Source organism: Candidatus Pseudothioglobus sp. uisw_070, from assembly GCF_059512545.2.
In genome coordinates this window covers 1088914-1106616 of the sequence record NZ_CM183456.2, presented here as the reverse complement: position 1 = coordinate 1106616, position 17703 = coordinate 1088914, and the positions used below count along the sequence as shown (strand labels likewise).

Annotated in this window: 17 protein-coding genes; 9 read left to right on the top strand and 8 right to left on the bottom strand. The window is 35.9% G+C overall.

Going from position 1 to position 17703, the window contains the following annotated elements:
- Nucleotides 1-4: 4 nt before the first annotated feature.
- From rpmF to AC5YGD_RS05495, 5 genes are read right to left on the bottom strand one after another with little or no spacing between them, the layout of a single operon-like run.
- Nucleotides 5-205, bottom strand: coding sequence for a 50S ribosomal protein L32 (gene rpmF / locus AC5YGD_RS05515; protein WP_020024645.1), 201 nt, complete (start codon nt 203-205; stop codon nt 5-7).
- 4 nt (nt 206-209) lie between these two features.
- On the bottom strand, nt 210-734 hold the full coding sequence (locus tag AC5YGD_RS05510) for a YceD family protein (RefSeq protein ID WP_496141014.1): 525 nt from the start codon (nt 732-734) through the stop codon (nt 210-212).
- 48 nt (nt 735-782) lie between these two features.
- On the bottom strand, nt 783-1529 hold the full coding sequence (gene rlmB / locus AC5YGD_RS05505; protein ID WP_496141012.1) for a 23S rRNA (guanosine(2251)-2'-O)-methyltransferase RlmB: 747 nt from the start codon (nt 1527-1529) through the stop codon (nt 783-785).
- A gap of 8 nt (nt 1530-1537) precedes the next feature.
- Complete coding sequence (locus tag AC5YGD_RS05500; protein WP_496141011.1) at nt 1538-2404, bottom strand: peptidylprolyl isomerase; 867 nt, start codon at nt 2402-2404, stop codon at nt 1538-1540.
- Nucleotides 2404-4797 (bottom strand): LPS assembly protein LptD, encoded by a 2394-nt coding sequence (locus AC5YGD_RS05495; protein ID WP_496141010.1) that lies wholly within the window; start codon nt 4795-4797, stop codon nt 2404-2406. The genes AC5YGD_RS05500 and AC5YGD_RS05495 overlap by 1 nt, the downstream gene beginning before the upstream one ends.
- Before the next feature lie 262 nt (nt 4798-5059).
- On the opposite strand from AC5YGD_RS05495, the gene hflK reads away from it, so the two are divergent.
- The 5 genes from hflK to rnr all read left to right on the top strand — a co-directional run bounded on the left by hflK (nt 5060) and on the right by rnr (nt 11676).
- Entirely contained in the window at nt 5060-6187 is a 1128-nt protein-coding gene (gene hflK, locus AC5YGD_RS05490) for an FtsH protease activity modulator HflK (RefSeq protein ID WP_496142358.1), read from the top strand.
- Complete coding sequence (gene hflC / locus AC5YGD_RS05485) at nt 6187-7044, top strand: protease modulator HflC (protein ID WP_271558671.1); 858 nt, start codon at nt 6187-6189, stop codon at nt 7042-7044. The genes hflK and hflC overlap by 1 nt, the downstream gene beginning before the upstream one ends.
- A 9-nt stretch (nt 7045-7053) precedes the next feature.
- Entirely contained in the window at nt 7054-8181 is a 1128-nt protein-coding gene (locus AC5YGD_RS05480) for an ATP phosphoribosyltransferase regulatory subunit (RefSeq protein ID WP_496141008.1), read from the top strand.
- Between the two features lies 1 nt (nt 8182).
- The gene (locus AC5YGD_RS05475; RefSeq protein ID WP_496141007.1) at nt 8183-9499 is read left to right on the top strand and encodes an adenylosuccinate synthase; all 1317 of its coding nucleotides are present in this window, start codon (nt 8183-8185) and stop codon (nt 9497-9499) included.
- Between the two features lie 62 nt (nt 9500-9561).
- Complete coding sequence (gene rnr, locus AC5YGD_RS05470; RefSeq protein ID WP_496141006.1) at nt 9562-11676, top strand: ribonuclease R; 2115 nt, start codon at nt 9562-9564, stop codon at nt 11674-11676.
- Nucleotides 11677-11683: 7 nt separating this feature from the next.
- Here rnr and ilvD read toward each other — a convergent pair whose 3' ends face one another.
- Entirely contained in the window at nt 11684-13348 is a 1665-nt protein-coding gene (ilvD, locus tag AC5YGD_RS05465; protein ID WP_496141005.1) for a dihydroxy-acid dehydratase, read from the bottom strand.
- Nucleotides 13349-13422: 74 nt separating this feature from the next.
- Here ilvD and AC5YGD_RS05460 point away from each other — a divergent pair, with 74 nt between their 5' ends.
- Both AC5YGD_RS05460 and rnt read left to right on the top strand, forming a co-directional pair.
- Nucleotides 13423-13845 (top strand): GNAT family N-acetyltransferase, encoded by a 423-nt coding sequence (locus AC5YGD_RS05460; protein WP_271558667.1) that lies wholly within the window; start codon nt 13423-13425, stop codon nt 13843-13845.
- 37 nt (nt 13846-13882) lie between these two features.
- Nucleotides 13883-14473 (top strand): ribonuclease T, encoded by a 591-nt coding sequence (rnt, locus tag AC5YGD_RS05455; RefSeq protein WP_496141004.1) that lies wholly within the window; start codon nt 13883-13885, stop codon nt 14471-14473.
- Here rnt and AC5YGD_RS05450 read toward each other — a convergent pair.
- Nucleotides 14470-14970, bottom strand: coding sequence for a hypothetical protein (locus AC5YGD_RS05450; protein WP_496141003.1), 501 nt, complete (start codon nt 14968-14970; stop codon nt 14470-14472). The two genes, rnt and AC5YGD_RS05450, sit on opposite strands and share 4 nt — an antisense overlap.
- A 16-nt stretch (nt 14971-14986) precedes the next feature.
- The gene (locus tag AC5YGD_RS05445; RefSeq protein WP_496141002.1) at nt 14987-15691 is read right to left on the bottom strand and encodes a 1-acyl-sn-glycerol-3-phosphate acyltransferase; all 705 of its coding nucleotides are present in this window, start codon (nt 15689-15691) and stop codon (nt 14987-14989) included.
- Nucleotides 15692-15815: 124 nt separating this feature from the next.
- On the opposite strand from AC5YGD_RS05445, the gene AC5YGD_RS05440 reads away from it, so the two are divergent.
- On the top strand, nt 15816-16955 hold the full coding sequence (locus AC5YGD_RS05440; RefSeq protein WP_496141001.1) for a DNA recombination protein RmuC: 1140 nt from the start codon (nt 15816-15818) through the stop codon (nt 16953-16955).
- Entirely contained in the window at nt 16952-17701 is a 750-nt protein-coding gene (locus AC5YGD_RS05435; RefSeq protein ID WP_496141000.1) for an SDR family NAD(P)-dependent oxidoreductase, read from the top strand. Before AC5YGD_RS05440 ends, AC5YGD_RS05435 begins: the two co-directional genes overlap by 4 nt.
- Nucleotides 17702-17703: the final 2 nt, after the last annotated feature.

Below are 17703 nucleotides of genomic sequence, written 5' to 3'. Positions count from 1 at the left end.
AGATTTAAGCTTCTACTTCTTCGATATCATCAGCGGCTGACTTAATAACTTGCTTACCACGATAGTATCCGTCTGCAGTAATATGATGTCTTAGATGAGTTTCACCAGTTTCTTGATCTTCAGATAATGCAGGGTTTTTCAACGCATTATGTGAGCGACGCATCCCTCTTTTTGATGGTGTTTTTCTGCTTTTTTGTACTGCCATTTTGTTACTCCTTATCGAAATCAGTCATTTTAATATTTTTTAGAACATCAAAGGGATTTTTACGAATCTCTTCAACTATCTCTTCTTTGTCTATCTTTAAACTACAATCAAAATCATGAGAAGGGGCCATAGGAATTGATAACAGAATCTCATCTGTAATTAAATCTATTGAATCTAAATCTCCCTCTTCTCCGATAATATAGACTTCAAAACTAGAATCTAGTCCTTCAGCTTGATCTTCGTACCTTACAAATGCTAAATTAAAATTTACTTTTAACTCAACAGGGAATGCCTCTAAACAGCGCTGGCAATCTAAAATAATGTTTGCGTTAATTATCCCCTTTATACATGGCGTTTTATCATTTTCTAAATAGAACGATAAATCAACCTTTATACTGTCTTCAGTATTTCTAGCTATCTCAGAAATTCTAGGCATGGCGGCAATTTTATAGTCACCATGCAAGTTAGCCTCTTTTCTAGCAAACTTAAATAATTTAATCGTTTTAGGAAGCTGTTTAACTGTTTCCATAATCTGATTTCTAAAGCGTGAGTATTTTACCCGAAACTTCTGAGAGTGTTAACTACTTTCTCTTTGTCTTTTACTTTCGAATAGAGCAATACCGGTTGCCACCGAAACATTAAGACTTTCAATATTTCCTGACATCGGAATGGTAACAAGCTGATCACATGTTTTTTTAATTAACTGCCTAATTCCTTTTCCTTCAGTGCCCATAACAATAGCAGTTGAATCAGATAAATTAACATCATAGATTTTTGATGAAGAATCACCATCAAGACCAATCACCCATATGCCTTTTTCTTGGATTGATTTTATTGTCCTTGATAGATTTGTGACATGAAAAATCTGAAGACTATTGATTGCTCCTGCTGAGGTTTTGTGCACTAAGGCATTGATTGGAGCAGAGCCGTCTTTGTTGATAATGACATGACTAACTCCTGCAGCATTTGCACTTCTAAGACACGCTCCTAAATTTCTTGGGTCTTGAATGGAGTCTAATATTAGAATTAGAGGTTTTTCTGATAAATTCTCAATAGAGCTTAAAAGAGCATCTTCTGTTAAAAGAGGGGGAAGAATAACTTCAGAAATTACGCCTTGATGCACTTCACCTTTTGCAATGCGATCAAGATCATTTTTATCTACCCCTGAAAATGGTATTTTCAAATCAGACAGTGTTTCATTTAAATCATTAACTCTATTATCTTTCCTACCATTTTGAATAAAGACTTTTAAGACAGATTCAGGATTAGTATTTAAAAGGCTTTCAATGCTGTGAAAGCCAAATATGTAGATAGATTTAGACATATTTAATATTATAGTGCATCATGATAAATTTTTATAAATGCTTCTTCACGGAGCCCATTAACCCAATTAGAGTAAAATTTTTCAGCTTTCAGGTAGATTAATTTTTCTTTGCATTGTTTTAGATTACTACTAACAAAGCGCTCATCTAATTTAATTCCAATTGCGAAACCAAAGTCAGTCAAATATATTTGTGAGACTTCACTGTTTTTAAGTGAATCTAGCATTTTGACAGATGGGCTATTAACCTCAATCCAATTAGTTATGCCTCCGTTTACATAACTCGAGTGCTGTGAATGAAGCTTTGCAAAACTTTCAAAAGAGGCGCCTTTGCTAATATGCTTAGAAAGTTTATTTAAAAATACTTTAATGGCAGTATCTTTATCATTTTGGTTCTCAACTTCTATTTCAGAAATGATAATCTGAGCAATTTTGATTTGTTTAATGCTCTCAGAGGTTTGTTTTGAGCAAATATTAATAGCTTCATTTTCATCAATTGTGACGTGTTTTGTGACGTATCTTTGTAAGTTAAGAATTGAGATTTTTTCTGAAACTTCATCCTTTAAGGATAAAAATTCAGGATAAGCTTGAAGCCGCTCTAATGAGATATTGTTACTTTTTGAAATTTCCAGTAACGCTAAATTGACATCACTTAGAGACGCTTCTATATTTAAATCTTTTGTTTTTTGTAGCTGAAGAATGATATTTATTCTCTGATTAATAATGTCAACTTTGCTCTCTTTAGATTTTGAATTAAAGAGAAAGGGTTCAAGCAAGTTGGATGTGATTAAACTATTGTTAACAACAGCAAGAATAATATTTTCTCCAAAAACAGAGCCAGTGCTTAATATAAAAAGAAGAGCTAGAACTCTTTTCATTATCTAAGCTTGGCTGTGTACCCTGGAATATTTCCTTCTATTTTTCTCTTTAGCGGAGATGCAGTTGAACCAAGTCCTGTAAGGACTAATTCAAAACCAGTGCTGTAATCGTACCCAACATCACCATGATTTGTTTTAAAGTGAGCTACCCTAAACGCCCAACAACAGGATTCATAGGCTATGCCGGTCGTTTCTGAATTTGTAATTCCAGTAGACGTTGTTTTATCAAGACCGCCAAATAAGTGTATTGAATCTGTTAGTGGGTAGGCGCCATAAAGCTTATCTGTTTCTTTTGTTCCATCGTCACTGACACTTAAAGTAATAAATTTTCGTGAGTTAGAGGTGTACGTTAAGCTATTTTCTTTTTTGACAAGTTTAGAGGTGTCGGGATTAAATTGAGCTGAGCTACTAATTACATACTTGCCTAGTGCAACATCAATAGAGGCAGCAATGTCTGAATAAGATTTTCTAGTTTCGTAGTTGGTGCTAGCTGTGTCACTTACGACCTCATCATCAGTATAAAAACTTTGCGCAATTCTCATATTTAAAAGATCTTTGTCATCATCTATTGCATCTATGGCTCTGTAACTTGACTCAAGGCTTAGAGTAATGTCATTAGCATTGGTAATTCTGTCAAGTCCAGTGTATCTTTCACCAGATGTAAGAGCAGCAAAAGTAATAATATCATCGAATTTATCTTCAGTATCAAAAATAGGAATGTTTCCTTGGACTTTTTTTGCTCGATAGTTGTAAGATATTAAAGGAGTGATTCGGTGATTAGCTTCATAGCCAAAAATGCTGGTAGGAAGATTAATAGTAAAATCAACATCTAGGCCAGAGCCTAAAATTGTTCGATTTATGTTGTTACTATTTTTTAGGCTGTAATTAGTGATGTTGACATTTGCTTTTGGAGTGATTTTAGGAAACTTTACTGCAAAAGGTCTTGAAATTTCAAAATTTCCATTCGTCCTTACCCCAGATTCTTTAGTGACATCATCATGGTTAAATTTAGTGCTTGAAAGATTGACTGATAAAGATGTGCTTGGGTATTTCCAACTTTCAATTTTTACTTTATTATATATTTTTTCAGCAGCTATCTCTCCACTGGTTCCTTTGGCCTGTTCATAGAATTGTCTTTCTATTTCTGCATCTATTTCTGCATTATTTTTTTTCTTCTGATTAGTATCTATAATAAAAGTTTTAGACAGACTTGCTTCAAGCGCTCTAGTATAGACTGGAACGCCAGCATTAATGACTTGCTCATCTTCAGTTAATAAGGCTGCAGATAGATTGTTTTCTTCATCGTCATAAGAAAGTTTTATATTAGATTTGAGAGTCTTTTCATCAGTGTTTGTTCTAGAAATCTCTTTAAAGTAGTCTGAATCAGACACCCTAGAGTATTTAGCACTGAAGTGTATTTTTTCGCTAATATCCATTTCCTGTGAAAAATTGACAAGCCATCTTTTTAAGTTAGTGATTTTATCTTCTGGGAGGTATTTTGCTTCAATCGACCACATTGAGTCTTCATGATCAGGTGAGATTTTAGGAGCAATCAACTGACGATACTTGCCTTCATAGATAAAACCTCTACTAGACATGGCAGTCAAGGCAACCAGTAAGTCACGATCAGGCGCTAAATTAAAATAGAAAGGAACTCTGAGGCTAGAAGAATAGTCATCTGCTCCGGGCTCAGCATAGGATGAGTAATTAGGAGTTAAGAAGCCTGACCCTCTTCCAGAAAGTACCCAGCTGTATTTTGGCATGTAAAAAATAGGAACCCCATAAAATTTAATTAACGCGTTGTCTGCAACGCCTCGATTTTTGGCTAAGTTAAGCTCAATTTGGTCTGCTTCAATTAACCAGTCGTTTTCATTAACAGGACAGAGACTGTATGTTGAGTTGGTGAGTAGAACGCTAGTTGAAGCTTTTGAAATGTATTCAGTATAGCCATTTGCACCACCTAGGCCAGCTCCAAAATCTTGGTAGTTTGCATTTGTAGCTGTTGCTATTAGATTATCATTTTCATCTCTGGTTGCAGTTAATAAATCACCAGTGATTAAGTAAGATTCGTCTTGAAACCTAACATCACCAGTTGCCAACAAAGATTTATTTACTGTAGATACTTCGACATCATCAGCTGCAAGAAATAATTTATCAGAATTAACTTCAACATTTCCATTTAAAAGGTATTTATCACTGAGTATTTCACTATTATCTGCTTCAATATCAAGACTCCCAGTGTTTGACGAGAGCTCCTCAAGAGGGAAAAGGGTTTGATGTTCTGCACAATTAAGACAAAATGGCTCATTAGGGATGCAGCTTAGTTTTACTCCTTCGGCATTAACAGAAAAATGGCTTAAAATTAAAAAAAGAAAAATTAAGTATTTTTTCATGAAGCAAAAGAAATAATTAAAAAAACATATTTTATCATTATATGTAATTATAAACTCAGCCAGATTTTCAAACTTTAACAAACTCAAATTTAACTTTAGTTATTATTTATTGGGTAAAATAATCCCTGAATTCGAAAAAAATTATATTTTTCTGTATCGAAATAAATTACAAAGTACTTGTTTTTTTGTACTTTGACCATATCTTTAATTTAACTTTTATTTATAAGGAAATTACGTGAGTAAAAAACAAAATGGAGCCTCAATGGCCTGGAATGATGATAACAATCAAACTCCTCCTGAGCTTGATGAGGTTATTAAGGATTTTAAAAATAAATTTAACTCTACATTTGGTGGCAAGTCATCAGGAAACTCAGGTGCAAGTAAGGCTGCAAAAGGTAGTTTTAAATACATATTTATTCTAGCTTTTATTGTATGGATGGCAACTGGTATTTATATCATTGATCCAGCTGAAAGAGGCGTTGTTTTAAGATTTGGCGCTTTTCAAACTTCAACTACCCAGGGCCCTCACTGGCATATTCCTTACCCAGTAGAGTCGGTTTATAAAGTTAATGTGGAACAAGTTCGTTCTGCAGAAATTGGTTTTAGAAACGCTCAAAATTCATATAGTGGCGGAGTAAGTTCAGAGTCATTAATGCTTACTCGTGATGAGAACATGGTTGATGTTAAGCTTGCAGTTCAATATAAAATTGCAAACGCTCAAGATTACTTATTTAATGTTTCGAATCCAGAGCTGACTTTAAGTCATGTCGTTCAAAGTATTATTAGGCAAGTTGTTGGTGATAATACAATGGACTTCGTTTTAACTACTGGTCGTGATCAAGTTGCTCAAGAGGTTAAAACAGCCTCTCAGGCACTCATTAATGATTATGGACTTGGTATACAGATTACAGCTGTAACTATGCAGGATGCTCAGCCACCAGTTCAACTTAAAGCTGCCTTTGATGATGTTGTAAAGGCGAGGGAAGATGAGCAGAGATATATTAATGAAGCTCGGGCTTATGCAAATGATATTGTTCCTAAGGCTCGTGGTGCAAGTCAGAGGCTTCTCGCAGAAGCTGAAGCCTATAAATCAGAAGTGGTTTCTAAGTCAGAGGGTGAGGCTTATCGATTTAGTCAGATCTTAACTGAGTATACAAAGGCTCCAGGTGTTACTAAGGAGAGGCTATATAGAGAGACTTTAGAGGATGTTCTAGGTAATACGAACAAAGTTATTGTAGATTCAAACTCTAATTCTCTTATGTATCTGCCAATTGATCAGTTAATTAACTCCAACAGGGTTACAAGATCTGGTTCAAATACAAGTACTTATAATCAAACTCCATCGGGTCAAAGTGATGAAAGTGTATTACGCTCAAGGGAGAACAGATAATGAATAGAATTATTATAGTAGTAGCTGTATTGGTAGCAATCTTAATAAGTTCAAGCTTGTATACTGTTAATGAAACGCAAGTAGCAATTAAACTAAGGCTGGGAGAAATTGTTTCAGTTGAAAATAAACCAGGTCTAAAGTTTAAAACTCCTTTTGTGAATAATGTGGTTACATTTGATCAGCGTATTCAGACATTAGATGCTCAAGCAGAATCATTTTTGACTGTTGAAAAGAAAAATTTAACAGTTGACTCTTATGTTAAGTGGCGAATTGTTGATACAGAAAAGTTTTATATATCAACGGGTGGTGCGATGTCATCGGCAAACTTAAGGCTTGCTCAAAATAATCAGGATGCTCTTAGAAGTGAATTTTCTAAGCGAACTATTATTGAAGTTGTCTCCTCTCAGCGTGATGCAATTATGGCAAGTGTGAAAAGCAAGCTTAAGGCAATTGCTGAAGATGAGTTTGGTATTGAGGTTATAGACGTTCGTATTAAACGAATTGAGCTTGCTCAGGAAGTTAGAAATTCAGTCTATAGTCGAATGGAGACAGAAAGAAAAAGTATCGCCAATAAATTCCGCTCAGAAGGTGCTGAAGAAGCTGAAAAAATCCAGGCTTTTGCAGATAAAGAAAGAACAATTATCCTGGCAAATGCCTACAGAGATTCTGAAAAGATTCGAGGAAATGGAGATGCAATCTCAGCAAGTAATTATGCTGAAGCTTACAGTCAAGATGTTGATTTTTATTCTTTTTATCGCTCTTTGGAGTCATATAAAAAGTCTTTTAATCAGCAGGGTGATATCTTAATACTTAGTCCTGATTCAGAGTTTTTCCGCTACTTTAACCCTTCAAACTAAACAAGGGTTGTGAGTAATTGGCAATTACCTGAGGGCATAGATGAGCTCACTGGTGATCAGGCAATCACTTTTGAACAAAGTAGAAGAGATTTATTAGATCTATATCAAAGTTGGGGGTACGAAGTAGTTGTGCCCCCAATGATAGAGTTTGCAGAGACGTTAGTTTTAAATTCCAAGTCAATTGATGAGAAAACGTTTAAATTTCTTGATTCGATTTCTGGAAAAATGCTGGGTGTTCACTCTGACATAACTCCTCAAATAGCAAGGATAGACTCTAAGCGAGTTAAATCTGAGCGTGTAGACCGGTATTGCTATATAAATGCAATATTACAAACTAAGGCGGATGACTTTTACGCCTCTAGGTCTCCAATTCAGGCTGGCGCAGAGCTTTATGGGTTTAAAGGAATAGATGCTGACATAGAAATTATTACCCTTATGATTGAGTCATTAGTGCTTTTAGGACTTAATGGGGTGACTCTTAGTTTGGGCAATACTTCAATATTTAATGCCCTTTGTGACACTGCAAATCTTAATCCTAAAGAGTCAGCAAAACTAAGAGATATTTTTAGGCGAAAGTCAATTCCAGATTTAAATAACTTTCTTAAAAATAATCAAATTCAAGATGGCGATAAGTTTAAAGCATTAATTTCTTTGGATGGATCTGAAGCTGTTCTAGATAATGCAAATTCAGTATTTAAAGGCATTCCATCGGCTTTAAGTGCGATTGATGACCTTAGAAAACTTCATGATTTTTTTAAAGACCGTAATATTAACTTAATGTTTGACCTTGGTGAAGTTAAGGCTTATGAATATCATGATGGAGTTGTATTTGCAGCATACCATAATAGCTTCTCTAAGGCTTTAGCCCAAGGAGGAAGATACAGCGGCTTAACAAAGTCTTTTGGCTCTTCAAGAGATGCAACAGGATTTTCTTTTGATCTTAAGTTTCTAGTTCAGCAGCAATTAAAAACAGTAAAAAAACAAAAAATATTGGTTGCGCCCAACACTAATGATTCAAAATTAACACTCTTAATTAATGAGCTTCGATCAAGTGGGCACATTATTAAAGTAGATTTGACAGGATCAGATGATGTTGATTTTGTAAATAAAAACAATGAATGGAAGCTAAAGGAATAATATGGGTAAGAATGTAGTAATCATTGGGACTCAATGGGGTGATGAGGGTAAAGGAAAAATAGTTGATCTTATTACAGATAAAGTAAGCTCTGTTGTTCGTTTCCAGGGAGGCCATAATGCTGGCCATACTTTAGTCATAGATGGTAAGAAGACTGTATTGCATCTAATCCCTTCTGGAATACTTAGAAGCAGTGTTAATTGTTTTATAGGTCATGGGGTTGTTCTTTCAATGACTGCGCTTTTAAAAGAAATGAATGAGCTCGAAGAGTCAGGAGTTGAGGTTAAATCTCGACTAAAAATAAGTCCAGGATGCCCATTAATTCTCCCATACCATATTGAGCTTGATAATGCGCGTGAGGCTCACAGAGGAAAAGCGGCAATTGGAACTACTGGAAATGGAATTGGACCGGCTTATGAAGACAAGGTCGCCAGAAGAGGTCTTAGAGTTGGTGATCTTTTAGATGAGGAGCTTTTTGCAGTAAAACTTAAAGAAGTGGTTGATTATCACAACTTTAGTTTGCAAAATTATTACAAGCAGCCAGCTGTAGATTATAAAAAAACTTTAGAGCAAGCATTAAGCCAAGCTAAGATCGTTAAATCAATGATAATCGACGTTGCTGACGAACTGCATAAACAAATGGCAAATGATGAAAATATCCTATTTGAGGGCGCTCAAGGAGCACTTCTAGATATTGATCAAGGAACCTATCCATTTGTAACCTCTTCAAATACTACTTCTGGTGGTGCTGTCACTGGTTCTGGTGTTGGCGTTCGTGATATTGATTATGTTTTAGGCATTGTAAAAGCCTATACCACTCGAGTTGGAGGTGGTCCCTTCCCAACCGAGCTTGATTATGATGTGAATACCGATGAGGGCGATCCAATTGGAAGAGAGCTTTGTTCGAGAGGGCATGAATTTGGCGCCACTACCGGTCGTCAAAGGCGATGTGGCTGGCTTGATTTAGTTATATTAAATCGATCCTTTAAACTAAATGCTGTAAGCGGAATATGCCTAACAAAGCTAGACGTTATGGATGAATTAGATTTAATTAAGATATGTATTGCTTATGAGATTGATGGCCAAACAACCACTATCCCTCCATTTTCAGCTGAAGGCTATAGTGCGGCAACTCCTGTATACATAGAGATGCCAGGATGGAAGTGCTCTACAATTGGAACTCATTCGTTTGATGACTTGCCTCAAGAGGCGAAAAACTATATACGAAAAATAGAAGAGCTAAGCCAGATTCCAGTTCATATCTTGTCAACAGGACCTGATAGGGAGGAAACTCTAATTCTAAAGAATCCTTTTGATTAATTCTAAAGAATCCTTTTGATTAGTTCTAAACGTTTCTAAGCTTACTTTATACTAAGCACATTATGTCAGACCCTCACTATGATCGTGAAGCGGAAAAATATGAGAGCCCGATTCCATCTCGCGAGCATATTTTAAGTTTTATTCAGCAAAAACCCAAAACCAAGAGCCAGCTTTTTGAGCTTCTTGCATTAGAAGATGAGCAAAAAAAGGCTTTTGAAAGGCGTTTAAGGGCAATGGTTCGAGACAAACAACTCAGCTGCAATAAGAATGGAGTGTATCGACCATACTCTAATAGAGGCCTAATCACTGGAACAGTCATTGCTAATCCTAAGGGATTTGGCTTCGTTGCTTTAGATAAGGGCGGAAAAGATCTTAGACTTTCAAATCAACAAATGAAGTTGGTTTTTCATGGTGATAAGATTAAAGTTAGACTTCTGAATCGGAGACTAGATGCTGAAGTTGTTGAAATCATCGAAACAGCAAAAAACCTTGTTGGAAGGCTTCATCTTGATGATGGTGATTACTATGTAGTTGTTGATGATAGACGAATTAAGCATAACATTGATATTGTGGAACTAATCGAGGGCTGCTCTGATAATCAAGTAGTAGTGGTTGAAATACTCTCTTCTCCGACACTAGATAGTAATGCAACTGGAAAAATTACCTCAATCCTTGGAAATTATTTAGACGAGGGCGTAGAAGTAGATTCTGCAATTTACCGCCATCAAATACCCTCTGTCTTTGGAGAAATAGCGCTTGAAGAGGCATCTAAATTACCAACTAAAGTCCTCCCAAAAGATAAGAAAGACAGGGCGGATATAACAAAGTTAGAGCTCATAACAATTGATGGAGACGACTCTAGAGATTTTGATGATGCTGTTTATGCCAAACCATCCAAAAACGGTTGGAAACTAATTGTTGCTATTGCTGATGTCTCTCACTACGTTAAGGAAGAGTCTGATTTAGATATTGAGTCTTTAGAGCGAGGGAATTCAGTTTATTTCCCTCATAGAGTTGTGCCGATGCTTCCTGAAGCCATATCAAATGGCCTTTGCTCGCTTAATCCGAAAGTTGAAAGGCTTTGTGTGGTGTGTGAGATGGAAATTGATTCATTGGGAGAGTTCTTAGACTATAAATTTTATCCAGCTGTTATGCTATCTCATGCTCGCCTTACCTATGGGCAGGTCAATGAAATGCTTGAGGATAAAAAGAGTCTTTTAAGAAAAGAGTATAGCAATGTAGTTGAAAATGTAGACTATCTATATAGCCTTTATAAAACGCTTCGAATTTCTAGGCAAAAAAGAGGCGTAATGGATTTCGATCGAATTGAAAGTCAAATATTATTTGATGGCAAAGGCAAGATTAAAGACATTGTCGCTAGAAAAAGAAATGATGCACATAAGTTAATTGAAGAATGTATGTTGATGGCAAATCAGGCGACTGCAAAATTCCTACAGAAAAAAAATGAAGACTTCTTATTCAGAGTTCATCCTAAGCCTACAGCTGAAAAAGTTGAGGTCACTAAAAAGTTTTTATCTGCAGTTGGACTTACCTTAGAGGGCGGACATCAACCAGAATCCAAAGATTTTGCCAAGGTATTAAAAAATGCGTACGGAAGGGATGATGAGAACATTATCAAAACTGTTGTGCTTCGAACAATGAAACAGGCAACCTATACTCCGAATAATGAGGGCCACTTTGGTTTAGCTTTTGAGGATTACACTCACTTTACCTCTCCAATTCGCAGGTATCCAGACCTTCTAGTTCATCGCGCTATAAAGCGCGCTTTATCAGGCAAAGTTAGGGATCCATCAGCTAGAATGTTAGAGCTAGGGGCTCACCTATCAATGACCGAAAGGAGGGCTGATGATGCATCAAGAGATGTTGAGCAGTGGCTCAAATGTGAATATATGAGTGACAAGGTGGGCGATAACTTTAATGGCGTTATTTCTGGTGTTGCAGGTTTTGGCCTTTTTGTAGAGCTTTCTGACGTATTTGTTGAAGGCTTAATTTCAGTTCGTGACTTAAGGGATGACTACTTTATTTTTGATGATGTTCATCACCAATTAAAGGGCGAAAGGAATGGAAAAATTTATCGCTTAGGCGACATGATTAAAGTAAAGATTGCTTCAGTAAACCTTGATGATAGAAAAATTGACTTTATTCCAGTCAATTAAACCTTAACTATTCAGTTATTGCGCCTCGTGAGGCCGACTGAGCAAGTTTTGCATACTTCGCTAATACACCCTTGGTGTATTTTGGAGCTGGCTTTATCCACTTTGAGAGTCTGTCTTCAATGACTGAGTCGTCAACAAGAAGTTCGAGGCGATTATTTTCAGCATCAATCAATATTTCATCGCCATCTTCAATAATTGCAAGAGCTCCTCCAACAAAAGCCTCAGGAGTTATATGACCCACTACAAAACCATGAGTTCCACCTGAAAATCTTCCGTCAGTTATTAGAGCAACTTTTCCGCCCAATCCTTTGCCCATAACAGCTGAGGTAGGCGCTAACATCTCACGCATTCCCGGGCCACCTTTTGGGCCTTCATAACGAATTACAATGACGTCACCTTCTACAATCTTATCTTTTAAAACTGCCTGAAGAGCGTCTTCTTCACAAGCAAAAGTTTTGGCGCTTCCTTGAAACTTCAGGCCTTCTTTACCAGTAATTTTAGCAACTGCACCGTCAAGAGCAAGATTGCCTCTTAAAATTCTTAAGTGGGAATCTTTTTTGATTGGATTCTCTAATGACATAATGATTTCTTGACCATCAGCATAAGGCTTAACATCTTTCAAGTTTTCAGCTAAGGTCTTGCCAGTTACTGTTATGCAGTTACCATGAAGCATTCCTGCATCTAATAGCACCTTCATTAAGGGTAGAGTGCCTCCTATCTGCACAAGCTCACTCATCATATATTTGCCTGAAGGCTTAAGATCAGCAAGAACAGGCACATTAGCACCAATTCGGGTGAAATCATCAATTGTTAGGTCAACATTAATGGCATCAGCCATTGCAATTAAATGAAGTACTGCGTTGGTTGAGCCACCAAGGGTGATGATTAAAGTAATTGCATTTTCAAATGCCTCTTTAGTCATAATATCACTTGGTTTAATATCTTTATCTAATAGATTTAATACAGCTTCACCAGCTCTTGATGAGTCACTATTCTTATCAGCTGATATTGCATCTTGAGATGAAGAGTTAGGAAGGCTCATTCCTAGGGCTTCAATAGCTGATGCCATTGTGTTTGCAGTATACATTCCGCCGCAAGAACCAGGTCCTGGAATCGCAGTTGATTCAATTTGCTCAAGCTCAATATCAGTAATATCATTATTTGCTCTCTTACCGACAGCTTCAAAAACACTAACAACATCGGTATGATTTTTACCAGGCTGAATAGTCCCTCCATAAACAAAGACCGAAGGTCGATTGAGTCTAGCAAGACCCATAAGGCATCCAGGCATATTTTTATCACAACCACCAATGGCAACAACTCCATCAAATCCTTGGCAAGCAACTACAGTTTCAATCGAATCAGCAATGACCTCTCTAGAGACTAGGGAATACTTCATTCCTTCTGAGCCCATTGAAATACCATCCGAAATTGTGATGGTATTGAATATTACAGCTTTTCCACCCGCAGAATTGACGCCAATTTCAGCTTCGTCAGCTAAATCATTGATATGCATATTGCAGGGAGTAACCATAGACCAGGTTGATGCAATTCCTACTTGAGGTTTTTTGAAATCTTCTTTTTTAAAGCCTACTGGATAGAGCATTGCTCTAGATGCAGCGCGTTCATAACCATCGACTACAGCTGAGGAGTATTTTCTTGAGTTTGACATCTATTTTAAATTAGCAAAAAATACAAATTTTAGACTAAAATAGTGCGGTTCTATTGGCAATTTAAGGTTAGAAGTTGAGTAAAGCTAAACAAATTATTGAATTAATGCAACCTTTTGTTGATGAGGGTAGATTGTTAGAAAGAAGTTATGAAAGCATTAATAATGAAATAGAAAACTTTATATCTATTGAAAGTGATGGTGAAATTATTGCTTGTGCAGCCCTAAAGCTTTATGAAAAAGAAAATATGGGTGAAATTTATGGATTAGTAGTTAATAAAGATTTTCACAATACTGATGCCTCATCTAATTTAATGGACTTACTAATTAAAAAAGCCTTGAGTCATAATTTATCTTCTATTTTTGCGCTTTCAAAGTTTGGAGGTAGGTTCTTTTTTAGACATGACTTTATTGAGAGTGAGATCAGTTCCCTCCCTTTGATTCGACAAAAGAGTTATGATTATCAAAGAAATTCAATTATCTACCTAAGAAATTTTTAAGCTTTGACTACTTACTTTTTTGAGCAATAAATAATTAATGACACTTAAAGATAGAATTCGTGGATATCTTCCAGTTGTAATAGACGTTGAAACTGCTGGCTTTAACGAAAATACAGATGCTTTATTGGAAATTTGTGCAATAATTTTAGGCTTTGATGATAACGGTAACTTCTATCCCAAAAAGACACTACATTTTCATGTAGAACCATTCAAGGGGGCTAATATTGAGCCTTCAGCTTTGAAGTTTAATGGAATTGATATCGATAACCCATTCAGGCTTGCAGTGCCTGAAAAGGAAGCGCTTAGTGAAATTTTTCAGTGCGTTAGTGATGATTTAGTTATAGAAGAGTGCACCCGGGCAATACTAGTAGGCCACAATGCATTTTTTGATCTTGGGTTTGTGAAGGCTGCTACAAATCGCTCTAAGCTTAAGAGTCCGTTTCATCAATTTTCAACTCTTGATACTGTTAGTTTGTCTGCTCTTTACTGCGGTGAAACTGTTCTTGCAAAAGCAGCTGTTAAGTGCGGAATCGAATGGGATAACGAGCAAGCACATTCAGCGCTTTATGATACTAAAAAAACTTCAGAGCTATTTTGTAAAATTTTCAATTCACAGCCCTTACTTTAAGCTTTGACTTCTCTCAAGTATTTATAATCCATTGCCCATTTAATGAACTCATCCGTATTAATTTTGTTGCCTCTAAATCTTTCTCTTAGAAGGTGGTTCTCTACTCTTTGAAAAAATATTAAACTCAAATAGTTTTCCTTAAGTCTTCCAACTTCATTTAATTCTGTTTTATATAAGTTAGGCTCTAAAGAGCCAGAAAGAGTTGGATTAATTCCAAGAAGAATTAATAGACATTCATTAAAGTTTAAATGATTTTTTTCAGTTAAAAAACTGTGCCATTCAGATCTAGTTTTAAGCTGCTTATCAGAAATATTTGGCGTTTTAAAGTCTAAAATATTATCTGAAAGAATCTCCTTGACTGACTGTTCATCATTTACATCAGCTTTATAGAGGTTTTTATTGTTATCTAAAAGTAGTAAATCATAAAGTCTCTTTATTTCAAATTTAATGTTTTCTGCAGTTCTTTCATGAAAAATTTTATAGGTAATTTCACTCATATTGTCAAGGGGCTAGTTATTCAAAAGTTTTTTCTTGCTCTAAGGTCCAATCTCTAATTTTTTCAGTTATCTCAGATGTTGATAAGTTAAAATCTGAAATGGGCTCTCCAATAACGACAGTAATTACACCAGGCTTCTTAATAAAAGCTCCTTTAGGCCATAGATTTCCAGCATTATGGTAAACAGGAACTATTTTATATCCAGATTTTTTTGCAATAGCAGAGCCACCATTTTGATACTCTCCTATTTGTTTATAAGGTTGGCGAGTTCCTTCTGGAAAGATAACAATGGAGATTCCTTTATTTAATCTATCAGTGCCTTGCTTTATAACTTTTTTAATTGCTTTAAGTTTGTCACCTCGGTTAATAATAATTGGCTTAAGAAGAGCAAGGCTCCAGCCAAATATTGGAAGCCATAAAAGTTCCTTCTTTAAGACCCATGTATGAGCTGGAAAGATGGATTGAAAAGCAAGAGTTTCCCATGTTGATTGGTGGTTAGAGATAATTATGCAAGGCGATTTATTTACATTCTCTTGACCAATAATATTCGTTGTGATATTTAAAGTTATTTTTAGCCACCAGATGCAAAAAATAGCCCACTGTGAGAGAAATTTATGTCGTGAAGAGTAGTTTGCAAAAACCAAAAATAATCCACATAAAGTGATCAAAATTAAACTAATAATTGAGCCAACAAAGTACAATAGTGATCTTAAAAGTAACATAGGATATAGTAGGTCTTAGCGTTATAATTCTATATAAAATTTTACTAACATTACAAACATTAAGTTTATGTTTTTCTGAAAGTAAAAAAAAACTTTTAATTCTTTTTCATCTTAGTAGGAATTTATGGACATTTTGATCGTATTAATTTCTTTATTGTTTGGTGCTTTCATAAGCTATTTTATTCTTAATAAAAAGCTGACTGTTTCAAATCAAAAAAATATTCAACTTGAGACCACGCTTAATGAAAAAGAAAAAAATTACTCGGAAAAATTACAGCTTGTTGATCAACTTAAGAGCCAAGTTAATAGTGAATTTAAAAATATTGCATCTGAAATACTAAAGACTGACCGAGACAAACTTAAGGTTGATAGCTCCGACCTCCTAAATCCTCTCCAGACCCAGCTTAAAAGTTTTAGAGAAAGAATTGAAACTATAACTAAAGAGCAGGTTGAAGAAAGAACATCGCTCAAAGAGCAAATTAAGTCATTACATGAAGCAAACATTGAAACGCGTCAATCTGCTCAAAACCTAACAAATGCATTGACCTATGACAATAAACAACAAGGCGATTGGGGCGAAGAAATTTTAAACTCTCTCTTGTTAAGCTATGGATTTCGAGAGGGTGTTGAGTTTGACCTTCAAAAACAATATAAAAATGAAATGGGTGAAAGGTTTAAGCCTGATGTGATTCTCCATTTGCCTGAAGGAAAGGATGTTGTTATCGATTCAAAAGTTTCCCTTAAGGATTATGCGGATTATATTGCAGATCAAGCTAATGAGGCCGCCTTAAAAAAACACATTGCTTCAATTGAGAACCAAATTAAGAATATTAGCATTAAAGAGTATGAAAATCTTGAGGGAGTCAAAAGTCTTGATTTTATATTTGTTTTTATTCCTATAGAAGGAGCTTTATTATTGGCTCTTCAGTACAGACCTAACTTGTTTGATGACGCATTAAAGAAAAATATTATGCTCGTATCGCCTTCAATGCTTAGTATGAGTCTGAAGACGGTAAATTTTATGTGGCAAACAGATAAACAAAACAAAAACGCAGATGAGATTGCGAGGCAGGCCGGAAAAATGTACGATAAGCTTGCTGGATTTTTTAATGACTTGGACAAGATTGAAAATCAATTAGACAAGACCAAGGAAGGCTTTTCCGACGTTCGTAAAAAACTTCAAACTGGTCCAGGTAATCTAATTGGCCGCGCTGAGAAGTTAAAAGCACTCGGGGTTAAATCGAACAAGGAAATTAATGAATGATTGTATCTAGAGATCATATTTTTAAAGACGGTGAGCTTAAAGATAAAGTTATCCTAGTCACAGGTGCTAATAGAGGCTTTGGCCTAGCGATTACTATGGACCTTTCTAAAGCTGGTGCTACTGTTATTATGCTTGGGAGGGACTTGGGCTCACTTGAGTATGCTTATGACGCTGTTGTGGATGCTGGTTACAAAGAGCCTATACTTTATCCATTAGATCTTGAGGGAGCTACACCTGAGAATTATCAAGAGCTCCAAGACAATGTTTTAGAGAAGTTTGATAAGCTTGATGGGTTAATTCATAACGCTGCAATACTTGGAGCGCAAATGCCAATCGAGCAGTATGATATCAAGCTTTGGTACTCTACTCTCCAGATTAACCTGAGCGCTCCATTTATGCTCACTCAATTTTTAATACCTGCGCTAGCAAAGTCTGAGGATGCTAGGATTCTTTTCTTGTCTTCTTCTGTTGGAAGGGAGGCTAAAGCTTATTGGGGTGCTTATAGTGTTAGTAAGTTTGGAATAGAAGGCTTTGCTAAGACCCTATCTGAGGAGCTTGAAAAAACTAACATTAGTGTTAACACTGTCAACCCTGGGAAACTAAGAACTGAAATGAGAAGAACAGCCTACCCAGCAGAGGACTCGTCAACCGTTCCAATACCAGAGGAGAAGAGCGCTGCAATCGTTTATTTACTATCTAACTTGAGTCCAAAAATGAATGGTGAGCAATTAACGATAGCTGATTAGAG

Coding starts and splice junctions, on each gene's coding strand:
- AC5YGD_RS05435 (WP_496141000.1), top strand. CDS start 16,952: ATGATTGTATCTAGAGATCATATTTTTAAAGACGGTGAGCTTAAAGAT.
- AC5YGD_RS05510 (WP_496141014.1), bottom strand. CDS start 734: ATGGAAACAGTTAAACAGCTTCCTAAAACGATTAAATTATTTAAGTTT.
- AC5YGD_RS05445 (WP_496141002.1), bottom strand. CDS start 15,691: ATGTTACTTTTAAGATCACTATTGTACTTTGTTGGCTCAATTATTAGT.
- hflK (WP_496142358.1), top strand. CDS start 5,060: ATGGCCTGGAATGATGATAACAATCAAACTCCTCCTGAGCTTGATGAG.
- rpmF (WP_020024645.1), bottom strand. CDS start 205: ATGGCAGTACAAAAAAGCAGAAAAACACCATCAAAAAGAGGGATGCGT.
- AC5YGD_RS05500 (WP_496141011.1), bottom strand. CDS start 2,404: ATGAAAAGAGTTCTAGCTCTTCTTTTTATATTAAGCACTGGCTCTGTT.
- AC5YGD_RS05450 (WP_496141003.1), bottom strand. CDS start 14,970: ATGAGTGAAATTACCTATAAAATTTTTCATGAAAGAACTGCAGAAAAC.
- rnr (WP_496141006.1), top strand. CDS start 9,562: ATGTCAGACCCTCACTATGATCGTGAAGCGGAAAAATATGAGAGCCCG.
- AC5YGD_RS05475 (WP_496141007.1), top strand. CDS start 8,183: ATGGGTAAGAATGTAGTAATCATTGGGACTCAATGGGGTGATGAGGGT.
- ilvD (WP_496141005.1), bottom strand. CDS start 13,348: ATGTCAAACTCAAGAAAATACTCCTCAGCTGTAGTCGATGGTTATGAA.
- rnt (WP_496141004.1), top strand. CDS start 13,883: ATGACACTTAAAGATAGAATTCGTGGATATCTTCCAGTTGTAATAGAC.
- hflC (WP_271558671.1), top strand. CDS start 6,187: ATGAATAGAATTATTATAGTAGTAGCTGTATTGGTAGCAATCTTAATA.
- rlmB (WP_496141012.1), bottom strand. CDS start 1,529: ATGTCTAAATCTATCTACATATTTGGCTTTCACAGCATTGAAAGCCTT.
- AC5YGD_RS05495 (WP_496141010.1), bottom strand. CDS start 4,797: ATGAAAAAATACTTAATTTTTCTTTTTTTAATTTTAAGCCATTTTTCT.
- AC5YGD_RS05440 (WP_496141001.1), top strand. CDS start 15,816: ATGGACATTTTGATCGTATTAATTTCTTTATTGTTTGGTGCTTTCATA.